Genomic DNA, 22,257 nt, shown 5'->3' on the forward strand with positions numbered 1-22,257 from the left:
GGCCGGGCCTTGCAGGGCTTGGACCGGGAGGGGACGGAACCCTCCCGGTCAAAACCGGACCTTACGCGTCTTTCTTCTTGTCGTCGTCGACTTCGGAGAACTCCGCATCGACGACGTCATCATCGCCTTCGGCGTCAGACTTGGCATCGGATTCAGCCGCTTCGGTCTGCTGGGCCGCATACATGGCCTCGCCGAGCTTCATGGCTGCCTGGACCAGGGCCTGGGTCTTCTGCTGGATGGCTTCAAGATCTTCGCCATCCTTGACTTCTTTCAGCTCGTTCAAAGCCGCCTCGATGGCGCCCTTGTCTTCACCGGGCACCTTGTCGCCGAACTCCTCGAGCTGTTTTTCGGTCTGATGGACCATCGCCTCGGCACCATTGCGGGCCTCGACGAGTTCCTTCTTCTTCTTGTCCGCCTCGGCATTGGCCTCGGCATCCTTGACCATCTGCTCGATATCATCGTCCGACAGGCCGCCGGAAGCCTGGATCCGGATGACCTGCTCCTTGCCGGTCGCCTTGTCCTTGGCAGACACGTTGACAATGCCGTTGGCGTCGATGTCGAAAGTGACCTCGATCTGGGGCAGGCCGCGCGGTGCCGGCGGGATGCCAACCAGGTCGAACTGACCCAGGAGCTTGTTGTCGGCCGCCATTTCGCGCTCGCCCTGCGACACGCGGATGGTCACCGCAGTCTGGTTGTCATCGGCGGTCGAGAAGGTCTGCGACTTCTTGGTCGGGATCGTTGTATTGCGCTCGATCAGGCGGGTGAAGACACCACCCAGCGTTTCGATACCCAGCGACAGCGGGGTCACGTCGAGCAGGAGTACGTCTTTCACATCGCCCTGGAGGACGCCGGCCTGGATGGCGGCACCCATGGCAACGACTTCATCCGGGTTCACACCCTTGTGCGGGTCCTTGCCGAAGAAGCCCTTCACGGCCTCCTGCACCTTGGGCATGCGGGTCATGCCGCCGACCAGAACGATGTCGTCAATGTCGGACGGGCTCAGGCCGGCATCCTTGAGCGCCTTCTTGCAGGGCTCCAGCGTGCGCTTGACCAGATCCTCGACCAGGGCTTCCAGCTTGGCGCGGGAGAGCTTGATATTGAGGTGTTTCGGCCCCGAGGCATCGGCCGTGATGAAGGGCAGGTTCACTTCATACGAGGTGGCCGAAGAGAGTTCCTTCTTGGCCTTCTCGGCTTCTTCCTTCAGGCGCTGGAGAGCCAGCTTGTCGGCCTTCAGGTCGATGCCGCTTTCCTTTTTGAACTCGTCCGCGAGGTACTGGACGATGCGCATGTCGAAGTCTTCACCGCCCAGGAAGGTGTCACCATTGGTGGCCTTCACTTCGAACACGCCGTCACCGATCTCCAGGACCGAGACGTCAAATGTGCCGCCGCCGAGATCGAAGACGGCAATCGTCTTGTTCTCGCCCTTGTCGAGGCCATAGGCCAGGGCCGCCGCGGTCGGCTCATTGATGATGCGCAGGACTTCAAGGCCGGCAATCTTGCCCGCGTCCTTGGTGGCCTGGCGTTGGGCATCGTCGAAATAGGCCGGAACCGTGATCACGGCCTTCTCGACCTTTTCGCCGAGATAGCTTTCCGCGGTCTCCTTCATCTTCTGCAGAGTGAAGGCAGAGATTTCCGACGGGGAATATTTCTTGTCGCGACCCTGGACCCAGGCATCATTGCTGTCCGACGGGACAATCTTGTAGGGCACCATGTCGATGTCCTTTTTGACCGTCGGGTCGTCCATCATGCGGCCGATCAGGCGCTTGATGGCAAAGAAGGTGTAGTCGGGATTGGTGACGGCCTGGCGTTTCGCCGGCTGGCCGATAAGGCGCTGGCCATCCTCCGTGAAGGCCACGACGGACGGGGTGGTCCGGACGCCTTCTGAATTCTCGATGACCTTCGCCTGGCCGCTTTCCATAACAGCCACACAGGAATTGGTCGTACCCAGGTCGATGCCGATAACCTTGCTCATTGATCGCTTCTCCGTTTTTTCCAAGCGGGACCCGTCCGGCGAATGCGCGGCCTTCAAATGAAGCACCCCACATCCCGCTGACTGTCCCCTTCGGGATCGTCATTGATGATACCGGTGTGCCGACACCGGTCTGGTTCAAATGTTCGCGGGAATAACCCCGCGCTCAGTGGGCGATTTAGGGAGGCGGGAGATACAGTGCAAGGGCTGCGTCAGCTGCATCGCATATGAGCCATACGCATTTGATATGACTCAAGGACCGTCCTGCAGGTTCGCGGCGCTTGCGGGTTCCGGCTGAGTTGCCTCAGGGAGCGGGTGGTCAGAGGCCCTGATGCACCCCATCTTGGGTGGATGAGCGCAGCATTTTCCATGCCATCCGGCTTTCGCCTTCTGCCTGGCCGACTGTCCCGACAGCAACAGGCGGTACTGATCGACGCAGTCATCGCTGCGCAAGACACGGCGCCTTTCTGGCGGCCGTCCATGCCGAGAACCGGGCAGCCGCTGTCCGTCACGATGACGAATTTCGGCTCGTTGGGCTGGGTGACCGACAAGCGGGATGGTTACCGCTATGAGCCCACCCATCCTGAAACGGGATCGCCCTGGCCGGAAATGCCCGCCCTGCTGACCGAACTCTGGCAGGAAGTGGCGGATTATCCCGCCCTGCCTGAAGCCTGTCTGGTCAACTGGTACGCGCCGGACAGTCGTATGGGGATGCATGTCGACTGGGACGAGGAAGCGACAGACGCTGCCGTTGTCTCCATTTCGCTCGGCGACAAGGCGCGCTTCCGGCTCGGTGGCCAAAGGCGCGGGGGCAAGACAGGCTCCATGGTCCTGTCATCGGGCGATGTCGTGGTTCTCGGCGACGAAGCACGGTCTTGCTATCACGGCGTTGACCGGATTTATCCGGGCACGTCGACCTTGCTGCCTCCAGAGGCCTTCCCTGGTGGCGGCCGCATCAATCTGACAATGCGACGGGTGAAACGGGCATAGGTCGCAAATGTCAGGCCTGGCCCGGCACCTCCCGGTTCGGCGCCTCGTCATCGGGCAGATAGCTCAGCGCGGTCATCGGCAGGGAGCGGCCATTGGCCTGCACGATCCGGACATGTTTGCGACCGAGCCGGCGGGGCTCTGGCACGCCGCAGGAATGGGCGATGATCTCGACATGTTTGCGCACCGTGTTGGCGTATTCAGCGACCCGCTCCGCCTTGTCCTTGACGACCAGACCGCGTTGCAGGCGCTTGTCGTGGGTCGTCACGCCCGTCGGGCAGGTATTCTTGTGACATTTCAGCGCCTGGATGCAGCCGAGCGAGAACATGAAGCCGCGGCCGCACTGGATGAAATCGGCTCCAGCCGCGAGGGCCCAGGCAACAGATCCCGGCGTCAACAGCTTGCCGGATGCGATCACGCGGATGCGCTCCTTCAGGCCGTAGCGCTCGAGCAGGGAAACGGCGATCGGCAGGCTCTCGCGAATGGTCAGGCCGACATTGTCCATCAGCGCCATCGGGGCCGCGCCGGTACCGCCATCACCGCTGTCGATGGTGAAGAAATCCGGGGCGCTGTCAGGTCCACGCTTGGTGATCTCGACACACATCTCCTCGATCCAGCCATAGGCGCCGATCACCGCCTTGAATCCGACGGGCTTGCCGGTCACCTCACGGATATGACCGATCATGTCGAGCAAGCCGCCGATATCGTCGAACTCGGGATGCCGGTTGGGTGAGATCGAGGCCTGTCCGACAGGGATGCCGCGAATCCTGGCAATGTCGCGGGTCACCTTTTCTGCCGGCAGGATGCCACCCTTGCCCGGCTTGGCGCCCTGCGACAGCTTGAGCTCGAACATCCGGACCTGTTCGTGACCGGCAACCCGGCGCAGGTTCTCGTCTGAGAGGCCGCCCTGATCATCACGCACGCCGTATTTCGCCGTGCCGATCTGGAAGACGATGTCGCAGCCACCCTCCAGATGCATCGGCGACAGCCCTCCCTCGCCGGTATTCATCCAGATCCCGGCCTTCGCCGCCCCGCGTGACAGCGCCCGCACGGCCGGTTTCGACAGAGCGCCATAACTCATCCCGGAGATGTTGAAGAAGGAGGGGGCGTCATAGGGCGTGCGGGCCTGGGGTCCGACGCGCAGTGGCTGGGCTTCTGCGGCATGGTCGTCGAGCAGGGGAAAGGGGCAATTGACGAAAATCGCCGTGCCCGGCTTGTCCATTGGCTTGGTCGATCCGAAAGGGATGGTGCCGCCCTTGCCTTGCGATGACCGGTAGACCCAATCACGCTCGGCCCGGTTGAAGGGCAGTTCCTCGCGGTCCATCGCGAAGAAATATTGCCGGAAGAACTCGCCCAGGGTTGTAAAAAGCGACCGGAAACGTCCGACGACCGGGTAGTTGCGCCGGATCGCATCGCGCGTTTGCAGACGGTCGACGACATACATGCCGAATGCCACGAGCACGGCCAGGCCTATGGCCAGAATGAAAACCTGGGTCAGGATGTTCATCGCATCCATTGCCCAGCCAGGCAGCATCGTCATGGAACTCTCCCGCTTGTGCGCAACGCATCATGACCCGACATCGATCGTGATGCGAGAGGTAGCGGCGCGCATGACGCGGGTGTGATGCCTCGTGTGCGCTCAGGCCTTCATGTCGACATTGCCGCCTGAACCACCCGACGCGTCACCATTGCCGGCCGCCGGGCCGGAGGAGACGGCGACCATGGCGGCGCGCAAGGTGCGGTCCGCAATCACAAAACCGGTCTGCATGACGGCGGCGATCGTGCCTGCCCCGTGGTCGGACGGGATCTGGGCAACGGCTTGGTGTTTGTGTGGATCGAAAGCGTCACCGGGTTGCGGATCGACCTTCTTGACGCCGTGGCGCTCCAGCTTGGTCGCCATGGCCTTCTCGGTCATCGCGACGCCCTCGACCAGGTTCTTCACGGCGTCCGGCGCATCGGCAAGGGCGGCCTCATCGACGGCGCTCACGGCGCGGGTCAGATTGTCGGAAATGTCGAGCATGTCCTTGGCAAAGCTGGAGACAGCATAGCTGCGCGCGTCGGCGACATCGCGATCCGCCCGCTTGCGGGCATTCTCGGCCTCGGCCAGGGCGCGCAGCAGCTTGTCGCGCATGGAATCGAGCTCGGCGGTCAGCTTGGGGATTGGATCATCCGCGACCGGCGCGTCTGCTTGAGCCGAATTGGCATTGGCCGCGGCCTCCGCTTTTGCGGTGTCGTCCTGAGGGGTTTCGGTGTCGTTTTGCGGCTTGTTCTCTGTGTCGCTCATCTTGTCTTCACTCTCGCGATCGCGCGCCATCCAGTATCTGTCCGACCACACGGGCGGTGTAGTCGACGAGGGGGATAACACGGGCATAGTTCAAACGTGTGGGGCCAATTACACCCAGCGCCCCGATGATTTCCTGTTCGGCATTCATATAGGGAGCCACGATCACACTGGAACCCGACAGACTGAAAAGCGGGTTTTCGGCGCCGATGAAGAGGCGCACACCCTGGGCGTCCCGCGCCTTGTCCAGCAGGGTGATCAGCTCTTCCTTGCGCTCGATGTCCTCGAACAGCAGGCGGATGCGCTCGAGGTCGCCGGCGGCATCAAGGCTTTCCAGCAGGCGGGCCTGGCCCCGCACGATCAGCGAGCGCTCCCGGCTCTGGCCGCCGCTCCAGTCGGCCAGACCCCGTTTGACCAGGCTTTCAGCCGCCCCGTCCAGTGCTGAGCGCCGCTCGGCGATCTCCAGCTCGATGACCTTGCGGGCATCGCTGAGGGTTCGGCCTTTCAGGCGCGTCGAAAGATAGTTTCCGGCCTCGATCAGCGCCGCTGGCGGAATCCCGTCGGGCGAGCGCATGAGCCGGTTTTCGACACTGCCGTCCTCGAACACCAGGACGGCCAGCATCTCGACCGAGGAGAGCGGCACGAATTCAACATGGCGCAGCGGCGCTTCGCGTTTGGAGGTGATGACCAGACCGGCACCGCCCGCCAGGCCGCCGAGCAGCGAAGTCGCCTCGCCCAGCAGGTCCTGGGTCGAGCGGCCGGACACCGAGACGCGGCCCTCGATCGCCTGGCGCTCGTCGGCTGACAGCTCGCCGATCTGCAACAGCCCGTCGACGAAGAGCCGGAGCCCGGCATGGGTCGGCATGCGGCCGGCGCTGGAGTGCGGCGCACTCAGAAGGCCGAGATCGGCCAGGTCCGCCATGGTGTTGCGGATCGAGGCCGGGGACAGGGATAAATTGCCGCTTTGCGACAGGGTGCGGGAGCCGACCGGGTCGCCGGAGCGCAGATAGGCCTCGACGATCTCGCGAAAGATCGTGCGCATGCGATCATCCAGCGCGGCCAGGGCCGATTGCGGAACAGTCTGGGACATCCCTTCTCAATTAGTCGTGCCCGCGCCCGGGTTCAATCCGCTTTGCGCGCGCTTGCCGCTTGAAGCCCGTCGCCATCGCCGCTAGGAGCGGGGCCAGGACAGCACCGACACCGGAGACGAGCATGAGACCCAATGGACGCGCCCGCGACGCCATGCGTGACATCAGCCTGGAGGCTGGCGCCTCGCTTTACGCCGAAGGGTCCTGTCTCGCCCGTTTCGGCGGCACGCATGTCTTGTGCACGGCCTCGGTGGAAGACAATATCCCGCCGTGGCTGCGAGGTGGCGGCAAGGGCTGGGTAACAGCGGAATACGGCATGTTGCCGCGCGCCACGCATTCGCGCTCGCGCCGCGAGGCGAGCGCCGGCAAGCAATCCGGCCGGACCCAGGAAATCCAGCGCCTGATCGGCCGCTCGCTGCGGGCGGTTGTTGATCTGAAGGCGCTCGGTGAACGCCAGATCACGATCGATTGCGACGTCCTGCAAGCCGATGGCGGCACACGCACGGCGGCCATCACCGGCGCCTGGGTCGCGCTCAAGCAGGCGACCGCCTATCTGATCGAGGAAGGTGTGCTGGCCGAGGACCCTGTGCACGGCCAGCTCGCCGCCATCTCCTGCGGTGTCATCGACGGTGAAGCCCGGCTCGACCTTGAATATGAGGAAGATCGCCGCGCCGAGGCTGATGCCAATTTCGTGCTGACTGACCGGGGCGGGATTGTCGAGATCCAGGCCACGGCGGAAGACAGGCCGATCCCGGAATCCGATTTCGACCTCCTCTTCGCCCTCGCCAAGGCCGGCGTGACCGATCTGTGCGCGGCGCAACTGGCGGCACTGAAGGGATAGTGCTTGCACTGGTGGCGGAAGCCGGGTGAATTAAAGAACAGACGGCGGGGGCGCGCTGGGGGGCTGGAAACGGCCCGCACGGCCTCTTTGGGAAGGGGCTACCGTGCAGGCCCACCCCCGCCGTCTGTCCCGTCGACCCGAGGGCCGGCGGTTCGTGAGTGACGCGCGCGCCTATTCGGCCGCGTCGGCGTCATCATCCTCATCATCGAAGCTCAACAGGTCGCCGGGCTGGCAACCCAGTTCGCGGCAAAGCGCTTCCAGGGTCGAGAAGCGGACAGCCTTGGCCTTGCCTGTCTTGAGGATCGACAGGTTGGCCATGGTGATACCGACACGGTCGCAGAGTTCGGTCAGCGACATGCGGCGCTCGAGGAGCATGCGATCAAGAGTGACGCGAATGGGCATGGTGTGCGTCTCCCTAAATCGTCAGTTTTTGTTCTTGGCGCATCCGCGCGCCTTCGCGGAAAACTTCCGCCAGGACCAGCAGTGCCACTACGGCAAACCAGGCCCCGAGATCGATTCCGCCGACACCGGCCAGCTCGAGCCCGCCAACCACCGGATTGTCCATATCCAGCAGTGTCAGGATCATGGCGACAGCGCCCTGGGTGACATGGCGCAGAATCTGGTAGGCGGCGATGGCAATCGCGATGACGCGCAAATGCCCGGCATTCTCCGGCACGAAGGGATCGCCGGCGATCAGGGTCGAGAAAATGCGGCGCAGCCGGTCGATCACGACCAGAAAAGCGACGATCTCGGCGACGAAGATCGGGTAGACCCATCCATGATTCCGGACGGCATCGAAAAACTGGGTGACGAAGCTGGGCGAATAGCCGAGCCAGTCCATCAGCAGGGTAGCCGCTGTCGCGACCAGGACGAGGGCTGAAAAACCCAGAAGGCCCCAGGCCAGATACCAGACAACGTCCAGTACTACCTTCAAAACGGATGCCAGTGATCCGCTTCCCAGTGCCTTCATAGCCGCCCCTTCCCTTTTAGGCGTCGCACGTGAGGTCCGTTGACCCTATTCCGGGACCCCGGACCTCACGCGACTTTTTTCATCATGCCGCGACCGGGGCAATGGCGTAGAACGCGCCGGCGCCGACTGCGACGAGAAGCATCAGATTGATCGCGATAGAGCCGATCATGTGAATGCCTGAATTGTTGGACCTGACCATTTCACTGTTTCCTTTGTCTTGTATCTGACCAATTACCGTTGTCATTCATGTTGTTCGGACGACGTCTCCCGCCCTTGTTGTTTATCGATAAACAGAAAGTTTGCGGGGCGCAAGCGAAAAATATCGTTTTTCGATATGAATTTTTCGAAAGGCGATAAATTGGATCGATCTGGAGGGCAGAAATGGGCCAGGAAACCTGGGTATTGGCGAGCCATAATGCCGGTAAAATCAAGGAGATGGAGCGTATCCTCGCGCCGTTCGGCGTAACCCTGAAGAGCGCCCATGACCTTGCGCTTCCCGAACCGGAAGAAACCGAGACGACATTTCGCGGCAACGCGGCGCTGAAGGCCCGCGCCGCCTGCGAGGCAACAGGGCTGCCCTGCCTGGCTGACGATTCCGGTCTGGCGGTTGATGCACTGGGGGGTGATCCGGGCATCCATTCCGCCCGCTGGGCGGGTGAGCCGCGGGACTTCATGCGTGCCATGCAGCGGGTCGAAGATGCGCTTGCCGCGTCGGGCAGTGGTAACCGGACTGCCCGGTTTGTCTGTACGATAGCGCTCGCGAGGCCCGGCGAGGACATCGTCTTTTTCGAAGGCGAAGTTGAAGGCGAGATCGTCTGGCCGCCTCGCGGGCCGGATGGGTTTGGTTATGACCCGGTCTTCCAGCCGGTTGGCCATAACCGCACCTTTGGTGAAATGAGCGCCGACGAGAAACGCCAGCTCAGCCATCGCGCCCGCGCACTCGATGCGATGATCGCAGCGGGTGTCCAGCGATGACCAATCCCGCGCCGACCGATCTTGGCCGGGCACTGGGCCTTTACCTGCACTGGCCCTTTTGTGCGCGAATTTGCCCCTATTGCGATTTCAACGTCTATCGCCCCAAGGGGGATGATGAGGCGTTGCTCGCCGCGATACTGGCGGACATGGCGAGCTGGCGGGACCACAGCGGACCGAGATCGCTCGCAAGCCTGCATTTCGGCGGCGGTACACCTTCGCTCATGAAACCCGCCTGGATCGCCGCGGTGATCGAGACGGCGGACCGGCTCTGGGGATTGGAGGCGGGCGCCGAAATTGGCCTTGAGGCCAATCCGAACGATCAGGCTCGCTTTGACGGCATTGCCGCGGCCGGCGTCCGGCGCTTGTCGCTGGGGGTTCAGAGTTTCGACGATCCGGTCCTTGCAGCCCTCGGTCGTGACCATGATGGCGCCGGGGCACGTCAGGCGATCAACCGGGCCCTGGCAGCGTTCGACCGGGTCTCGGTCGACATGATCTATGCCCACGCAGGGCAGACCCTGCCCGAATGGCGTGCCGAGCTGGGCGAGGCGCTGGCCAGCGGTGCAGGTCATGTCTCGGCCTATCAGCTGACCATCGAGCCGGGCACGGCCTTCGGCAAGCGAACCGAGCGGGGCGAGACCCTCGCCGTGGACGGAGACGGCGCTGCCGATCTCTACGAGCTGACGGGCGAGATGTGTGAAGCCGCCGGCTTTCCTGCCTACGAAGTCTCCAATCATGCCCGCAGCGCTGCCGACCGCTCGATCCACAACCGGATCTACTGGGAAGGCGGTGAGTGGATCGGTGTCGGACCCGGCGCGCACGGCCGGCTCGGGCGCAGCACGCAGGATGGGCGGATCGCGACCACAGCCAGCCGAAGGCCCGCCGACTATATCAATCGTGTGGCGCGTACCGGGTCGGGCCTGGCAGCGGACGGGCGCGAAATGCTCGCGCCGCTGGACGACATGATCGAGCGGGCCTTTCTCGGGCTTCGTGTCACCGAAGGCCTGGATCTCGATCATCTTGCCGTGACCACAGGATGCCAGCCGGACGCGGCGGGAATCGACCGGATGGTCGAAGGCGGCTTTCTGGTCCGGGACGGGACGCGCATCCGCCTTACGACTGCTGGCCGACTTCTGGCGGACCGGGTTACGCGTGAGATATTGCCGTGAGCAGCTAGAAAGCCTCGACGGGTTCGAAGGTCAGCGGTGCCGGTTCGATCTCGCGCAGGCCGCGCGACCGGACTTCATAGATCGCCAGACCCCGCTCGATCAGACCGGTTCCCACGAAGCGGAACAGGCCGTCGGCGCCAAGAAAGCCCTGCTCTTCCTCGATCGCGGCACGGCTGAAGCCAAGTTCGCCACCATCGAGATGCGCCGCCAGGCTCATCGCGTCATAGGCCAGGCTGGCAATGCGCGACGGTTCGTTGCCGAAGGCGGCTTCATAGGCGGTTTCAAACGAGGTGCGGGCATCCAGGTCCGGGCCGGCAAACCAGCCACCATGCAAGGCCGGCTCGCGCAGCAGGTCCGGATCATTCCACAGGCCGGTGCCGAGGAAGCGGACGACCAGCGGATCGACAGCCTGAGAGATAAGAAGCGGCCCCAGCGCGCGTAGCCGTGTACCGCCTTCGGGAAGGATCACGGCCTGGAAGGGCGCCTCCGGGTCCGGGACCCAGGCCTCGCCCCGCAATTCATCGGCTTCTTCCGGTGTCAGCGGTTCGAACACGCCTTGTGCCAGTCGCGCCGAGGCTCGTGACATGGCCTCGACATCGCCGGTGTAAAAGCTTTCCGCCGCAATATGGCCGCCGGTCAGGGCGGCATTTTCCTGCAGGGACGCGTAAACGGCCATGCCATAGCGGCTCTGTGGGCCAAGATAGGCGAAGCGTTCAACGCCTTGACGGGTGGCGTATTCCACAATGCGGGCCACTTCGATCTCGGGCGGGAAACTCATCAGGTAGACGCCATCGCCGGCCACGGTCGTGTCGGTGGTGAAGGCGATAACCGGGATGTCGGCCTGCCGCGCCACCAGTGCGGCGGAAGCCACAGCGGGGCCGAACAGCGGTCCGATGATGATGTCAGCCCCGTCCTCAACGGCCGCCAGCGCAGCCGATCGCGCGCCCTGCGGTGTGCCCTGCGTGTCCTTGGGGATCAGCAAGAGATTGCCGCTGCCGCGTTCGAACAGGGCCAGCTCGGCCGCATTGAGCAGGCGAAGCGCTTCCGATCGTGCCCCGGAATTGTCGGCCGAAAAGGGCAGGAGGAGGGCGACGCGGGCGATGTCCCGCTCCGCCATGTGCGGCGGGATGAGGCCTGTGGCGACCGGTTCATCGACCGGTTCGGGCTCAATATCGACAGGCTCGTCTATCACCGGCTCCGGCGGAATATAGACTGGCGGTGGCGGAGTGGTCTGGGTCGTCCCGCAGGCGGCGAGCGCTCCAAGCATGGCAATGACAGCGAGGCAGCGCAGGCCCCGGCTTTGTGCCAATGTGTCCATCGACAGGGCGATACGCGAATTGAAGACTGAAAGCATGACCGAAACATCCCGGGAAATTCTTGGCGAAGCTATCCGCCGCAGCGGCAAGGGGCAAGCGCTCGGGCCGGGGCTCTACCTCGTTTCAACGCCGATCGGCAATCTGCGCGACATCACGCTTCGCGCGCTTGATGTCCTTGGACAGGCAGATCGCGTGCTCGCCGAGGACACCCGCGTGACCAGGCGATTGCTCGACGCTTATGGCCTGCGCGTCGAACTCACGGCCTATCACGATCATAATGGCGAGCGGGTCCGGCCCAGAATTCTTGCTGATCTGGCGGCCGGCAAGCGGGTTGCCCTTGTGTCGGATGCTGGCACGCCGCTCGTTTCCGACCCCGGCTACAAGCTGGCCCGGGATGCCATCGCCGCAGATATTCCGGTGATCGCCATTCCCGGCGCCTCCGCCGTCCTCGCGGCGCTCGCGATTGCCGGCCTGCCGACAGACTGCTTCACCTTCGCGGGCTTCCCGCCGCAAAGGACCGGTCCGCGCGAGGCCTGGCTGGATGCTTTCCGTCATGTGCCCGGAAGCCTGGTCTTCTACGAAGGCGTGTCGCGCCTGCCTGCGATGGTAGCCAGCCTGGCCAAGGTGCTGGGTGACCGGCCGGCGGCGGTCTGTCGCGAGCTGACGAAACTGCATGAGGAAGCGCGACGTGGTTCCCTGACCGAGCTCGCGGCGCATTATGCCGAGGCGGGCCCGCCGCGCGGCGAAGTGGTCATTGTCGTCGGACCGCCCGCCGCCGATGACTGGGATGCCGGCCGGATTGATGTCGCGCTGCGCGCGGCCCTGGAGGACATGCGGGTGAAGGAAGCGGCCAGTCATGTCGCCGAAGCGTCCGGCTGGCCCCGCCGCGATGTCTATGCCCGGGCGCTCGCGCTCAAGGACCGGGATCAGGAGCGGTGAGCCGGGCGCGGCGGCAGGCGGAAGCCCGCGGCCGCTGGGCGGAGCGGCTGGCCATGGCCTGGCTGGTCGCCAAGGGTTATCGCCTGCTTGATCACCGTGCCCGCACTGCGGCGGGCGAGATCGACCTGGTAGCTCGACACGGCGACTACCTCGTTTTTGTCGAGGTCAAGGCTCGACCGAGCATCGAACAGGCACTCGACTCTGTCGGGCCGCGCCAGCGCGCTCGCATCACCCGGGCGGCGTCAATCTGGCGCGCCTCGCGGCCCGCCCTGAAAGCGCTTCATTTGCGCTATGACCTTTTCCTCGTTGCGCCCGGGCGCTGGCCACAACACCGGCGCGCAGCCTGGATACCCGGAGATGGAGCGCGTGATCTGCTGTGAGTACCGCTTGCGCGATGGCGCTTGGCCTGCGCGCCGCGACTTGTCATGGTAGCGCGTCTGCAAATGACTAAGCTGGGGCGCGGGCGATTCGACAGGAGTTTCGTGCATGGCCGACCGTCTTTCTTTGATCACCACCCTCTGTCTCGCCGGTCTTGTCGGGCTGGCCCCCGCGGCTTGCAGTTCTGTGGGGTCTGTTGGCCAGGAGCGGTCGATCGGGCGCCAGCTGGACGACACCAATGCCTCAGTCTCGATCAAGTCCGCCATGCTGCGATCTGAAGGCTTTGCGCTGGACGGGGTGGATGTGGAGGTGACCGAAGGAATAGCGCTTCTGACCGGGCGTGTGCCGCGCGAGGATGATCGCTTGATGGCCGAATGCCTCGCCTGGACCTCGGTGGCCGTGCGCAATGTCGCCAATGAGATCGAAATCGGCAGCGGTCAGGGTTTTCGCGACCGGACCCGTGATGCGGAGATCACGGCACGGGTGAACGGGCGGCTGATTTCCGACCGTGCCGTGCGTTCCATCAATTTCAATGTCGAGACCCGGGCCGGTCGCGTCTATCTGCTCGGTGTTGCGCGCAATCGCGGTGAACTCGAGCGCGCCAGTGCTCATGCCTCGCTGGTGGAAGGCGTTCAGGAAGTGGTGTCCTACGTCCGGATTGCCGGTGTGCCGACCAATCTGCCTGCCCGCGGCGAGCGGCGCGCCGAAGCGTGTGCCGGTGAAGCCAATCCCGGGGTTGAATCCGGCGGCAGCCCCCCTAACTCCGGACCACAATTGCTGGGTGGACCGGAGACGAGATGATGGCATGGCGTGTTGCGGTCCAGATGGACCCGATCGAGACGGTCAATGTGGACGCCGACACCACGTTCGCCCTGATGGAAGAGGCCCAGGCCCGGGGCGCTGAACTCTACGTCTATCATCCCGACCAGCTCGCCTGGCGGGAAGGCCGGATCCTGGCGCGGGCGCGACCGGTTCGCGTGAAACATGTCCAGGGCGACCATGCCGAACTCGGCGAACCGTGCGTACTGGACCTGGCAAGCGATGTTGATGTGGTCCTCATGCGCCAGGATCCGCCCTTTGACATGGCCTATCAGACGGCGGCCCATCTCCTGGAAATGCTCAAGGGTGAAACCCTGGTGCTCAATGATCCGTTCTGGGTCCGGTCGAGCCCGGAAAAGATCCTGCCGCTACTCTTTCCCGACATCATTCCGCCGACCCTGATCACCCGCGACCTCACTGCCCTCGCCGGCTTTCGGGACCAACATCAGGACATCATCATCAAGCCGCTTTACGGCAATGGCGGCGCAGGGGTCTTTCGCCTCAAGCCGGGTGACGGCAATTTTTCCGCCCTGCTCGAGACCTTCTTCGCCATGTCGCGCGAACCCGTGATCGCCCAGGCTTTCCTGCCGGCGGTCTCGGCTGGTGACAAGCGCATCCTGATCATCGACGGAGAGCCTGTCGGTGCCATCAACCGGGTACCGCAAACCGGTGAAACACGATCGAACATGCATGTCGGCGGGGTCGCCGAGGCGTCCGGGCTGACCGCCAGCGACATGCGGATCTGCGAGGCAATCGGGCCGACTCTCAAGCAGCGTGACCTCGTGCTGGTCGGGATCGATGTCATTGGTGACCGCCTGACCGAAATCAACGTCACCTCGCCGACGGGCGTCCAGGAGCTTCGCCGCTTCTCGGGGGTCAATGCCTGTGCGGCCTTCTGGGATGCGGTCGACCGACGTATCGGCTAGATCAAGCTGCACGCTTGACGTGTGCATCTTCATCGTACATGATTTGTTCCTGTTTTGATCCAGTTGCGCGCGAGCCTGTGGAAAACCCAATGATGCCGGATGCTTACTGGCGCGGGTTGTCTCCGGCAATCGTTGTGCCGCATCTGGTGGCGGGGCGCGACACAGGCCGCTGTCTGTGATTCAAATCCCCGGTATGCCGGGAGATTCGACATGGCGGCTCGCACAGCATCTGTGGCCTTTCACGGCGCCGAGGCCCGACTTGTGGATGTGCAGGTTCAGGTTGCAGGCGGGTCTCAGCCGATTTTTTCCATTGTCGGCCTCGCCGACAAGGCGGTGGCGGAGAGCCGGGAACGGGTTCGGGCCGCCTTTTCCGCCCTCGGCCTGTCGCTGCCGTCCAAACGGTTGATCGTCAATCTCGCGCCGGCGGACCAGCCCAAGGAGGGTGCACATTTCGATCTGCCCATTGCAATTGGTGTACTGGCGGAACTGGATGTTCTGCCCAAGGATGTCGCTGAGGACTATCTGGCATTCGGCGAGCTTGGCGCTGACGCGCGCATCCGGCCTGCACCCGGAGCCCTGCCTGCGGCAGTCGCCGCCCACGCCTCTGGGCGTTCGCTGATCTGTCCGGAGGCTTGCGGTCCGGAAGCGGCCTGGGCTGGCGGAGACCTGGCCATTCTCGCGCCGACGACGCTGATCCAGCTGATCAACCACTTCAAGGGAAGCCAGGTGATCGATCGCCCGGCTCCGGGCGAGTTGATCGAGGCCGGCCCCGATGTCGACCTCCGGCAGGTCAAGGGCCAGGAAGGCGCCAAGCGCGCTCTCGAGATCGCTGCTGCCGGCAATCACAATCTTCTGATGGTCGGCCCGCCAGGTTCCGGAAAATCCATGTTGGCAGAGCGTCTGCCCGGTCTTCTGCCACCGCTCACCGCGCCGGAACTGCTGGACGTGTCGATGATCCATTCGGTCGCCGGCCTGCTGGAACGCGGCCGGCTGACCCGGATGCGCCCCTTTCGCGCGCCGCATCATTCCGCCTCGATGGCGGCAATGGTGGGGGGCGGCAGCCGGGCGCGGCCCGGTGAAGCCTCGCTGGCCCATCGAGGCGTTCTTTTTCTCGACGAGCTCCCTGAATTCCACCCGCAAGTGCTCGACAGCCTGCGCCAGCCGCTGGAAACCGGCTCGATCACCGTGGCCCGAGCCAATGCGCATATTGCCTATCCTGCCCGCTTCCAGCTGGTCGCGGCGATGAATCCCTGTCGCTGCGGTGGAGGCGGCGTGGATGGCGCCAGCTGTCGCCGCGGGGCTCGCTGCGCGATTGATTATCAGGCCCGCATTTCCGGTCCGATGATTGACCGTATTGACCTGCAAATACAGGTTCCGCCGGTTACGCCGGCCGATCTCGCCCTGCCGCCACCGGCCGAGGGTACGGCCGAGGCTGCGGCGCGGGTTTCTGCAGCCCGGGAGGCGCAGTCAGCGCGCGGGCATCTCAACGCCCAATTGCCGACGGACTTGCTCGATCATGCCGCCGCACCGGACCGGGCGGGTGAGGCCCTGATCAACGAGGCGGCGATCCAGCACGCCCTGACCGCGCGCTCCTATCATCGCGTTCTGCGGGTTGCCCGGACCATCGCCGATCTCGACGGGCAGGAAGCCGTCCGGCGTATCCATATCGCTGAAGCCCTGTCCTGCCGCCGCGGCCTTCAACGCTCGGGCCCGGTGCCGGGCAGCCCGGCCCGGGCCTGAAGGCGGCCGGTTCTGCAGCCAGACACCGCCAGCGCTGCTCCCCCCCTGCGCGGCTGCGATAAACCTGCGGACAGGTCACGCACACCGCTGCTTGGTCAGCCACGCTTCAACGAGGCTTCAACGACGCTTCATTAACCCAAATCGACTATCCATCAGGCGGATCGATCCGAGGACAGCCGAATGACCGACAAGCCGGGAGATCGCCGGACAGCCGGTTCATCGCCGTCAGACGCGGCGGGGAATGACAGGGACGTGCCCGGTACGGACCGGTCAGACCTGTCGTCTGCTGCCGAACCGGCGAATCCTTTCGCGTCAATATCCGAACCTGTCGACAGCCTGCTTCTGTCGGCGCTTGACGTTGCTGGCGAGCTCATCCTCGTACGCGGCTATTCCGGTCGGGTCATGTATGTGAACGCCGCCTTCCTGACCGCCTTTGGCGGTGAACGGCAAGATTGGGTCGGGCGCTGGTTCTCGGTGGCACCGCCGGTTTCGGCCCGGGACTCGCGGCGCTATGAAATGCTGATGCGGACCCGCAAGGGCGCCATCTGGATCGAATGGGATGAACGCCTCCTGCCCGACGGTGCGGGCGTGATTTCGGTCGGCCGGGATGTCACCAGCCGTCGCGCGGCGCACGAGGATCTGGAAGCTTCGCAACGGGCCAAATCACTTTTCTTCGCAGCGGTCACGCACGAGTTGCGCACGCCGCTGGCCGGCGCGCTCGGCGTGTCACGCCTGCTCGAAGCGACCGCGCTCAAGCCTGACCAGGCGGACTATGTTCGCTCGATCGCGGCCTCGGCCGATCACGCCCTTTCAATGGTCGATGATATTCTCGACCTGTCCCGACTCGAGGCAGGTCGGCTGGAATTGCGGCCCGAAACCATTGATGTTGCGGAGTTGGTGCGCGAAACTGTCGAGCTCGCCGCGCCCCGGGCACAGGAAAAAGGGCTCGAGATCGGCGTCGTTCATGCCGCCGATGCGCCGACCCTCATTACCGGCGATGCGGCCCGGCTCAAGCAGATCCTCTACAATCTTCTCGGCAATGCGGTGAAGTTCACGCGCTCAGGCGGTGTCCGACTGGATGTCGCCAATGCGCCTGACAGCGAAGGCCGTGACCGGCTCGCCCTGTCGGTCAGCGATACCGGACCGGGCATCTCCGAGGCTGACCAGGAAACCCTGTTCGAGCATTTCGAGCGCGGCGCCGCCGAACGCGATGGCGCCGAAAGCGGGGCTGGGCTGGGCCTCGCAATGGTGCGTCGCCTCGCCGATGCAATGAACAGCGCCATGGGTGTTGAGAGCCGTCTTGGCGAGGGTGCCAAATTCTGGCTCATATTTGATCTGCCCGTGCTGGCAAAACGCGTTGATACACCTCTCGCCGGCCGCTCCATACGGGTTGCCTGTGCCAATGAAACCCTGCGCGACAGCTTGTGCGACCAGCTGGTCGCGCTCGGCGCCGACGTGCAAACGATTCAATCGCGGGAAGCCTTGTCGGACGTGATCGACGGTCCGGATGCGGTCGAAATCCTTTGCGACGCGGCATGGGCCGGATCCTCCCCTCCGGGACGGGTCTGGCAATTGGTGACACCGGCGGAAAAGGCGCAACGCTGCGACCTGGTCGCCGATGGGAGCGTCAACTGGTTCGTCAAACCGGTCCGGGCTTCGACCCTGGTGGCGCAGCTGTCCGGGAACCCCGGCGCCGAAGGCACCGCCGGACTGCGCTTGGCTGAACGGTCCGCTTCGACATGTTTCCAACCCGATTTGTCCGGCCTCCATTTGCTCGTGGCTGAAGATGACCCGGTCAACGCCCTGATCGCCCGCAAATGCCTTGAAGGGCTTGGCGTACGCGTCACGCCGGTCGCACACGGTGATGCCGCGCTGGAAAGCCTGACCTCACAGTCATTTGATGCCGCGCTGCTCGATCAGCGCATGCCGGGCATGGATGGGCCGGATGTCGCCCGTGCTGCGCGCGCCGCCGGCTGCTGCCTGCCCCTGATCGCATTGACCGCCAATGACAGCGAGGCCGACCGCAAGCTCTGCCTCGGCGCCGGCATGGACGAATTCCTGACCAAGCCGCTGGACGCCGACCAGCTCGCCGACATCCTCACTCGCTTGTGCCGCCCCGGAAACCGCGCCAGCATGGGGTGACCGACTTTCAGCCGGAATATCAGGCACAAACGGGGACATGAGATCATGGCGGAATTGATGGCTCCGGCCCGCAAGACCTGGGGCCAAACGCTCGCTGCCTATGGGCGCCCCATCATGATTGCGATGCTGATCCTCGGCTTCGCCTCCGGCCTGCCGCTGATGATGGTTTTCTCCAAGCTCAGCTTCTGGCTGCGTGACGCCGGGATCGAGCGCTCCACCATCGGGTTTTTCTACTGGGTGACGATTTCCTACACGCTGAAACCGCTGTGGGCGCCCGTTGTTGATCGCATGCCCATCCCCTTTCTGACATCGGCGCTCGGGAAACGCCGGTCCTGGATGATTGTCGCCATACTTGGCACGATGGTCGGCTTGGCAATGATTGCATTCACAGACCCGGCCAACGGGCTTGTGGTGACCGCGCTCGGCGCTTTTATCCTGTCCTACTCGGGCGCTACCCTCGACATTTCCATCGATGCTTGGCGGATCGAATCTGGGCCACGTGACGATCAGGCGAACATGGCCGCCGCCTACGTGTTGGGCTATCGCGGCGCAATCATGTTTTCGGGCTTCGGACTGGCCATTTCAGAATGGACCAACTGGACGGTGTCATTCCTCGTCATGGCCGCAACCATGGGCGCGTGCGCGATCCTCGTGCTGTTCATGAAGGAACCCTACCACGCGTATCGGGAGCCGGATGGCAAGAGTTTTGGCCGCCGGGTTGCGGATTCCGTGATTGAGCCGTTCAAGCAGTTCTGGGATCGCCTGGGCAACTGGATTGTGCCGGTCTTCCTGCTGGTGGCCTTCTATCGACTTTCCGATTTTACTATGGGCGTTATGGCCAGCCCGCTCTATTCCGACATGGGCTTTGACCGAGCCATCGTCGGCGGTATCCAGAGCGGACCCGGAATCATCGCCACGATCTCGGGCGGGTTCCTGGGAGGTTTGATCGCCTACCGCTTTGGCGTCCTGCGCACGATGGTAGTTGGCGCGGTGATTACCTTCGCCACGAATGCCGCCTTCGCCTACCTCGCTGCCACGGGCGATTCCGACAGTGTTGGCCTGCTGGCGGCGGTCATCAGTGCCGATAATATCGCCGCGGGTTTTGTCGGGACGGCCTTTATTGCTTACCTGTCGTCATTGACCGATCCGCTCAACGCCGCGACCCAATACGCGCTTCTGTCGTCGCTCTACGCCCTCATCTGCAAATTCATCGCCGGCTTCTCTGGCGTTATGGCGGAAACGATGGGGTATGTTGGCTTCTTCGTCGTCACCGCCAGCTATGCGCTGCCGATGGCTGCATTGATCATCTTCATCATGTTGCGTGGCACGGATGCGGCCCGTGGTGTCCGTGACCTGGAAAAAACGGCCGACGCCGCTCCCTGACCCCTACTCCGCCAGCCCGCTGTCGACGTCGTGCTTGTCCGGGTCGTAGGCGGCCAGGGCCGCCAGTGTGGTGATTTCCGAGACCGAGGCACCCAGGCGGGCGATCTGGACGGGTTTTTCGACCCCGACCAGCATGGGCCCGATCACGGTCGCTCCGCCGGCCATGCGCAACAGCTTGGTCGCGATCGAGGCGGAATGGATGGCCGGCATGACCAGCACATTGGCCGGACCCTTCAGGCGCGAGAACGGGTAGAGGAAGCGGTGTGACGGGTCGAGCGCGACATCGACATTCATCTCGCCCTCGTATTCGAAATCCACACCGCGCTCGTCGAGGATCTGCACCGCCCGGCGCAGCTTGTCCGAGCGGTCGCCGGACGGATTGCCGAAGGTGGAATAGGACAGGAAGGCGACTCGTGGCGTGAAGCCGAAACCCTTGGCCGCTGCCGCCGTTTCCGTGGCGATATCGGCCAGGGCCTCCTCGTCGGGGAATTCTGCGATATTGGTGTCGGCGATGAAGAGGGTCCGGTTCTTCGCCAGGGCGATCGACATGCCCATGACACGCTGGCCCTCGGCGGGGTCAAGGACCTGGGAGATGTCGGCCAGGGCCGCGCCGTAGGAGCGTGTCGTGCCGGTGACCATGCCGTCGGCATCGCCCAGCTTGACCATGCAGGCGGAAAAGACGTTGCGGTCATTATTGACCAGGCGCTGCACGTCGCGCTTGAGATAGCCCTTGCGCTGCAGGCGGCTGTACAGGAAGTCGGAATAATCCGCATTGCGGTCCGACAGGCGCGCATTGACGATCTGGATCGAGTCTTCCGGCACCCCGACCAGGCGCATATTGGCGCGGGTGATTTCCTCGCGACCGACCAGGATGGCCTTGCCCAGTTCCTGATTCTGGAAGGCAAAGGCGGCGCGGATAACCGAGGGCTCCTCGCCCTCGGCGAAGACGATGCGGCGGCCATGCCCCATCACCGCGCCCTGGATGCGTTGCAAGAGGGCGGCGGTCGGGTCGAGGCGGCGCGCCAGGGAGGCACGGTAGGCCGCCATGTCCGGGATGGGTTTGCGGGCCACGCCGGTGTCCATCGCGGCCTGGGCCACATAGGGCGGCACATAGGAGATCAGGCGCGGATCAAAGGGCGAAGGGATGATGTAATTGCGGCCGAAGGTCGGGCGCGCACCGTGATAGGCGGCCGCGACCTCGTCCGGCACGTCTTCCTTGGCCAGGGCGGCGAGGGCCTGGGCGGCGGCGATCTTCATCTCTTCATTGATGGTTCGGGCACGCACATCAAGGGCGCCGCGGAAAATGTAGGGGAAACCCAGGACATTGTTGACCTGATTGGGATAATCCGACCGCCCGGTGGCCACGATCGCGTCCTCGCGGACGGCGCGGGCATCTTCCGGGGAGATCTCCGGGTCCGGATTGGCCATGGCGAAAATGATCGGGTCCTTGGCCATCGACCTGACCATGTCCTGGGTGAGTGCGCCGGCGACAGACAGGCCGAGAAAACAATCCGCGCCGTCGACTGCTTCGGCGAGCGAGCGCTTGTCGGTCTGGATCGCGTGGGCAGCCTTCCACTGGTTGAGATTGTCGCGTTCGGTGTGGATGATGCCCTTGCTGTCGCACAGGATGGCGTTGTCGGGGTGCACGCCCATCGCCTTGAGCAATTCGAGCACCGCAATACCAGCGGCGCCGGCACCGTTGACGACAACGGTGAGGTCCTCGATGCGGCGATTGGTGAGTTCGCAGGCATTGATGATACCGGCGGCGGAAATGATGGCGGTGCCGTGCTGGTCGTCATGGAAGACCGGCACATCGAGCAGTTCGCGCAGGCGCTGTTCGACGATGAAGCTTTCCGGCGCCTTGATGTCTTCGAGGTTGATGCCGCCGAATGTATTGCCGATCCGCTTGACGCACTCGATGAATTGTTCGGCGTCCTCTTCCTCGACCTCAATATCGATCGCATCGATATCGGCGAAGCGCTTGAACAGGACCGCCTTGCCTTCCATCACCGGCTTGGACGCCATGGCGCCAAGATTGCCGAGGCCTAGAATGGCGGTGCCATTGGAGATCACGGCGACCATGTTGCCCTTGGAGGTATAGTCGTAGACCTTGTCCGGATCGGCTGCGATAGCCTTGACCGGCACGGCGACGCCGGGGCTGTAGGCGAGCGACAGGTCGCGCTGGGTCGCCATCGGTTTGGTCGGGGACATGGCCAGCTTGCCGGGAACGGGATCCTTGTGGAAGGCGAGGGCTTCCTCGTCCTCGACGTGACTGGTTCTGTCGTTCATCACCGATGTCCCTGTATCTTCCAAAAGTCCGGGCGGATTATGAAGTCC

General features: G+C 63.9%; 19 protein-coding genes. 11 read left to right on the plus strand and 8 right to left on the minus strand.

Annotated elements, in window-relative coordinates:
• Window positions 1–61: 61 nt before the first annotated feature.
• On the minus strand, window positions 62–1,972 hold the full coding sequence (gene dnaK, locus QZZ02_RS08965; protein ID WP_291843779.1) for a molecular chaperone DnaK: 1,911 nt from the start codon (window positions 1,970–1,972) through the stop codon (window positions 62–64).
• A 366-nt stretch (window positions 1,973–2,338) separates the two neighbouring features.
• Here dnaK and QZZ02_RS08970 point away from each other — a divergent pair, with 366 nt between their 5' ends.
• On the plus strand, window positions 2,339–2,959 hold the full coding sequence (locus QZZ02_RS08970) for an alpha-ketoglutarate-dependent dioxygenase AlkB (RefSeq protein WP_291843780.1): 621 nt from the start codon (window positions 2,339–2,341) through the stop codon (window positions 2,957–2,959).
• Between the two features lie 10 nt (window positions 2,960–2,969).
• On the opposite strand, the gene QZZ02_RS08975 is transcribed toward QZZ02_RS08970, so the two are convergent.
• From QZZ02_RS08975 to hrcA, 3 genes are all read right to left on the minus strand, one after another.
• Window positions 2,970–4,490, minus strand: coding sequence for an FMN-binding glutamate synthase family protein (locus QZZ02_RS08975; RefSeq protein ID WP_366511523.1), 1,521 nt, complete (start codon window positions 4,488–4,490; stop codon window positions 2,970–2,972).
• 105 nt (window positions 4,491–4,595) lie between these two features.
• Window positions 4,596–5,240 (minus strand): nucleotide exchange factor GrpE, encoded by a 645-nt coding sequence (gene grpE, locus QZZ02_RS08980; protein WP_291843783.1) that lies wholly within the window; start codon window positions 5,238–5,240, stop codon window positions 4,596–4,598.
• A 7-nt stretch (window positions 5,241–5,247) separates the two neighbouring features.
• Window positions 5,248–6,327 carry a heat-inducible transcriptional repressor HrcA gene (gene hrcA / locus QZZ02_RS08985; RefSeq protein ID WP_291843785.1) on the minus strand — a complete coding sequence of 360 codons (1,080 nt, stop codon included), beginning with the start codon at window positions 6,325–6,327 and terminating at the stop codon, window positions 5,248–5,250.
• 122 nt (window positions 6,328–6,449) lie between these two features.
• On the opposite strand from hrcA, the gene rph reads away from it, so the two are divergent.
• A complete protein-coding gene (rph, locus tag QZZ02_RS08990) occupies window positions 6,450–7,166 on the plus strand; it encodes a ribonuclease PH (RefSeq protein WP_291843787.1) in 717 nt (238 codons plus the stop codon).
• Between the two features lie 171 nt (window positions 7,167–7,337).
• Here rph and QZZ02_RS08995 read toward each other — a convergent pair whose 3' ends face one another.
• Together QZZ02_RS08995 and QZZ02_RS09000 are read right to left on the minus strand one after the other, a co-directional pair.
• Entirely contained in the window at window positions 7,338–7,568 is a 231-nt protein-coding gene (locus tag QZZ02_RS08995) for a helix-turn-helix transcriptional regulator (RefSeq protein WP_075190226.1), read from the minus strand.
• A gap of 13 nt (window positions 7,569–7,581) precedes the next feature.
• Entirely contained in the window at window positions 7,582–8,136 is a 555-nt protein-coding gene (locus tag QZZ02_RS09000) for a DUF2975 domain-containing protein (RefSeq protein ID WP_291843789.1), read from the minus strand.
• A 381-nt stretch (window positions 8,137–8,517) separates the two neighbouring features.
• Here QZZ02_RS09000 and rdgB point away from each other — a divergent pair, with 381 nt between their 5' ends.
• The gene (gene rdgB, locus QZZ02_RS09005) at window positions 8,518–9,111 is read left to right on the plus strand and encodes an RdgB/HAM1 family non-canonical purine NTP pyrophosphatase (protein WP_291843791.1); all 594 of its coding nucleotides are present in this window, start codon (window positions 8,518–8,520) and stop codon (window positions 9,109–9,111) included.
• A complete protein-coding gene (gene hemW / locus QZZ02_RS09010) occupies window positions 9,108–10,277 on the plus strand; it encodes a radical SAM family heme chaperone HemW (protein WP_291843793.1) in 1,170 nt (389 codons plus the stop codon). The genes rdgB and hemW overlap by 4 nt, the downstream gene beginning before the upstream one ends.
• Before the next feature lie 4 nt (window positions 10,278–10,281).
• Here hemW and QZZ02_RS09015 read toward each other — a convergent pair whose 3' ends face one another.
• Window positions 10,282–11,631, minus strand: a complete 1,350-nt coding sequence (locus QZZ02_RS09015) for a penicillin-binding protein activator (protein WP_291843796.1) — start codon at window positions 11,629–11,631, stop codon at window positions 10,282–10,284.
• On the opposite strand from QZZ02_RS09015, the gene rsmI reads away from it, so the two are divergent.
• The 7 genes from rsmI to QZZ02_RS09050 all read left to right on the plus strand — a co-directional run bounded on the left by rsmI (window position 11,630) and on the right by QZZ02_RS09050 (window position 19,920).
• Complete coding sequence (gene rsmI, locus QZZ02_RS09020) at window positions 11,630–12,532, plus strand: 16S rRNA (cytidine(1402)-2'-O)-methyltransferase (RefSeq protein ID WP_291843798.1); 903 nt, start codon at window positions 11,630–11,632, stop codon at window positions 12,530–12,532. The two genes, QZZ02_RS09015 and rsmI, sit on opposite strands and share 2 nt — an antisense overlap.
• Window positions 12,529–12,912, plus strand: coding sequence for a YraN family protein (locus QZZ02_RS09025; RefSeq protein WP_291843801.1), 384 nt, complete (start codon window positions 12,529–12,531; stop codon window positions 12,910–12,912). The genes rsmI and QZZ02_RS09025 overlap by 4 nt, the downstream gene beginning before the upstream one ends.
• 106 nt (window positions 12,913–13,018) lie before the next feature.
• On the plus strand, window positions 13,019–13,711 hold the full coding sequence (locus QZZ02_RS09030; RefSeq protein WP_291843804.1) for a BON domain-containing protein: 693 nt from the start codon (window positions 13,019–13,021) through the stop codon (window positions 13,709–13,711).
• Window positions 13,711–14,655 carry a glutathione synthase gene (gene gshB, locus QZZ02_RS09035; RefSeq protein ID WP_291843805.1) on the plus strand — a complete coding sequence of 315 codons (945 nt, stop codon included), beginning with the start codon at window positions 13,711–13,713 and terminating at the stop codon, window positions 14,653–14,655. The genes QZZ02_RS09030 and gshB overlap by 1 nt, the downstream gene beginning before the upstream one ends.
• Window positions 14,656–14,865: 210 nt before the next feature.
• Window positions 14,866–16,395, plus strand: a complete 1,530-nt coding sequence (locus QZZ02_RS09040; RefSeq protein WP_291843807.1) for a YifB family Mg chelatase-like AAA ATPase — start codon at window positions 14,866–14,868, stop codon at window positions 16,393–16,395.
• 180 nt (window positions 16,396–16,575) lie between these two features.
• The gene (locus QZZ02_RS09045) at window positions 16,576–18,537 is read left to right on the plus strand and encodes an ATP-binding protein (RefSeq protein WP_291843809.1); all 1,962 of its coding nucleotides are present in this window, start codon (window positions 16,576–16,578) and stop codon (window positions 18,535–18,537) included.
• 45 nt (window positions 18,538–18,582) lie between these two features.
• Window positions 18,583–19,920, plus strand: a complete 1,338-nt coding sequence (locus QZZ02_RS09050; protein WP_291843811.1) for an MFS transporter — start codon at window positions 18,583–18,585, stop codon at window positions 19,918–19,920.
• A 3-nt stretch (window positions 19,921–19,923) separates the two neighbouring features.
• Here QZZ02_RS09050 and QZZ02_RS09055 read toward each other — a convergent pair whose 3' ends face one another.
• Complete coding sequence (locus tag QZZ02_RS09055) at window positions 19,924–22,209, minus strand: NADP-dependent malic enzyme (protein WP_291843813.1); 2,286 nt, start codon at window positions 22,207–22,209, stop codon at window positions 19,924–19,926.
• Between the last annotated feature and the right edge of the window lie 48 nt (window positions 22,210–22,257).

The sequence above is a fragment of the Maricaulis sp. genome (assembly GCF_015665295.1).
Lineage (GTDB): Bacteria > Pseudomonadota > Alphaproteobacteria > Caulobacterales > Maricaulaceae > Maricaulis.

Excerpts from the sequence above, each read along its gene's own strand:
- QZZ02_RS09045 (WP_291843809.1), top strand. The coding sequence starts at position 16,576 with ATGACCGACAAGCCGGGAGATCGCCGGACAGCCGGTTCATCGCCGTCA.
- QZZ02_RS09030 (WP_291843804.1), top strand. The coding sequence starts at position 13,019 with ATGGCCGACCGTCTTTCTTTGATCACCACCCTCTGTCTCGCCGGTCTT.
- rdgB (WP_291843791.1), top strand. The coding sequence starts at position 8,518 with ATGGGCCAGGAAACCTGGGTATTGGCGAGCCATAATGCCGGTAAAATC.
- gshB (WP_291843805.1), top strand. The coding sequence starts at position 13,711 with ATGGCATGGCGTGTTGCGGTCCAGATGGACCCGATCGAGACGGTCAAT.
- QZZ02_RS09000 (WP_291843789.1), bottom strand. The coding sequence starts at position 8,136 with ATGAAGGCACTGGGAAGCGGATCACTGGCATCCGTTTTGAAGGTAGTA.
- QZZ02_RS08975 (WP_366511523.1), bottom strand. The coding sequence starts at position 4,490 with ATGCTGCCTGGCTGGGCAATGGATGCGATGAACATCCTGACCCAGGTT.
- rph (WP_291843787.1), top strand. The coding sequence starts at position 6,450 with ATGAGACCCAATGGACGCGCCCGCGACGCCATGCGTGACATCAGCCTG.
- QZZ02_RS09055 (WP_291843813.1), bottom strand. The coding sequence starts at position 22,209 with ATGAACGACAGAACCAGTCACGTCGAGGACGAGGAAGCCCTCGCCTTC.
- QZZ02_RS08970 (WP_291843780.1), top strand. The coding sequence starts at position 2,339 with ATGCCATCCGGCTTTCGCCTTCTGCCTGGCCGACTGTCCCGACAGCAA.
- QZZ02_RS08995 (WP_075190226.1), bottom strand. The coding sequence starts at position 7,568 with ATGCCCATTCGCGTCACTCTTGATCGCATGCTCCTCGAGCGCCGCATG.
- QZZ02_RS09040 (WP_291843807.1), top strand. The coding sequence starts at position 14,866 with ATGGCGGCTCGCACAGCATCTGTGGCCTTTCACGGCGCCGAGGCCCGA.
- dnaK (WP_291843779.1), bottom strand. The coding sequence starts at position 1,972 with ATGAGCAAGGTTATCGGCATCGACCTGGGTACGACCAATTCCTGTGTG.
- grpE (WP_291843783.1), bottom strand. The coding sequence starts at position 5,240 with ATGAGCGACACAGAGAACAAGCCGCAAAACGACACCGAAACCCCTCAG.
- hrcA (WP_291843785.1), bottom strand. The coding sequence starts at position 6,327 with ATGTCCCAGACTGTTCCGCAATCGGCCCTGGCCGCGCTGGATGATCGC.
- QZZ02_RS09050 (WP_291843811.1), top strand. The coding sequence starts at position 18,583 with ATGGCGGAATTGATGGCTCCGGCCCGCAAGACCTGGGGCCAAACGCTC.
- rsmI (WP_291843798.1), top strand. The coding sequence starts at position 11,630 with ATGACCGAAACATCCCGGGAAATTCTTGGCGAAGCTATCCGCCGCAGC.
- hemW (WP_291843793.1), top strand. The coding sequence starts at position 9,108 with ATGACCAATCCCGCGCCGACCGATCTTGGCCGGGCACTGGGCCTTTAC.
- QZZ02_RS09015 (WP_291843796.1), bottom strand. The coding sequence starts at position 11,631 with ATGCTTTCAGTCTTCAATTCGCGTATCGCCCTGTCGATGGACACATTG.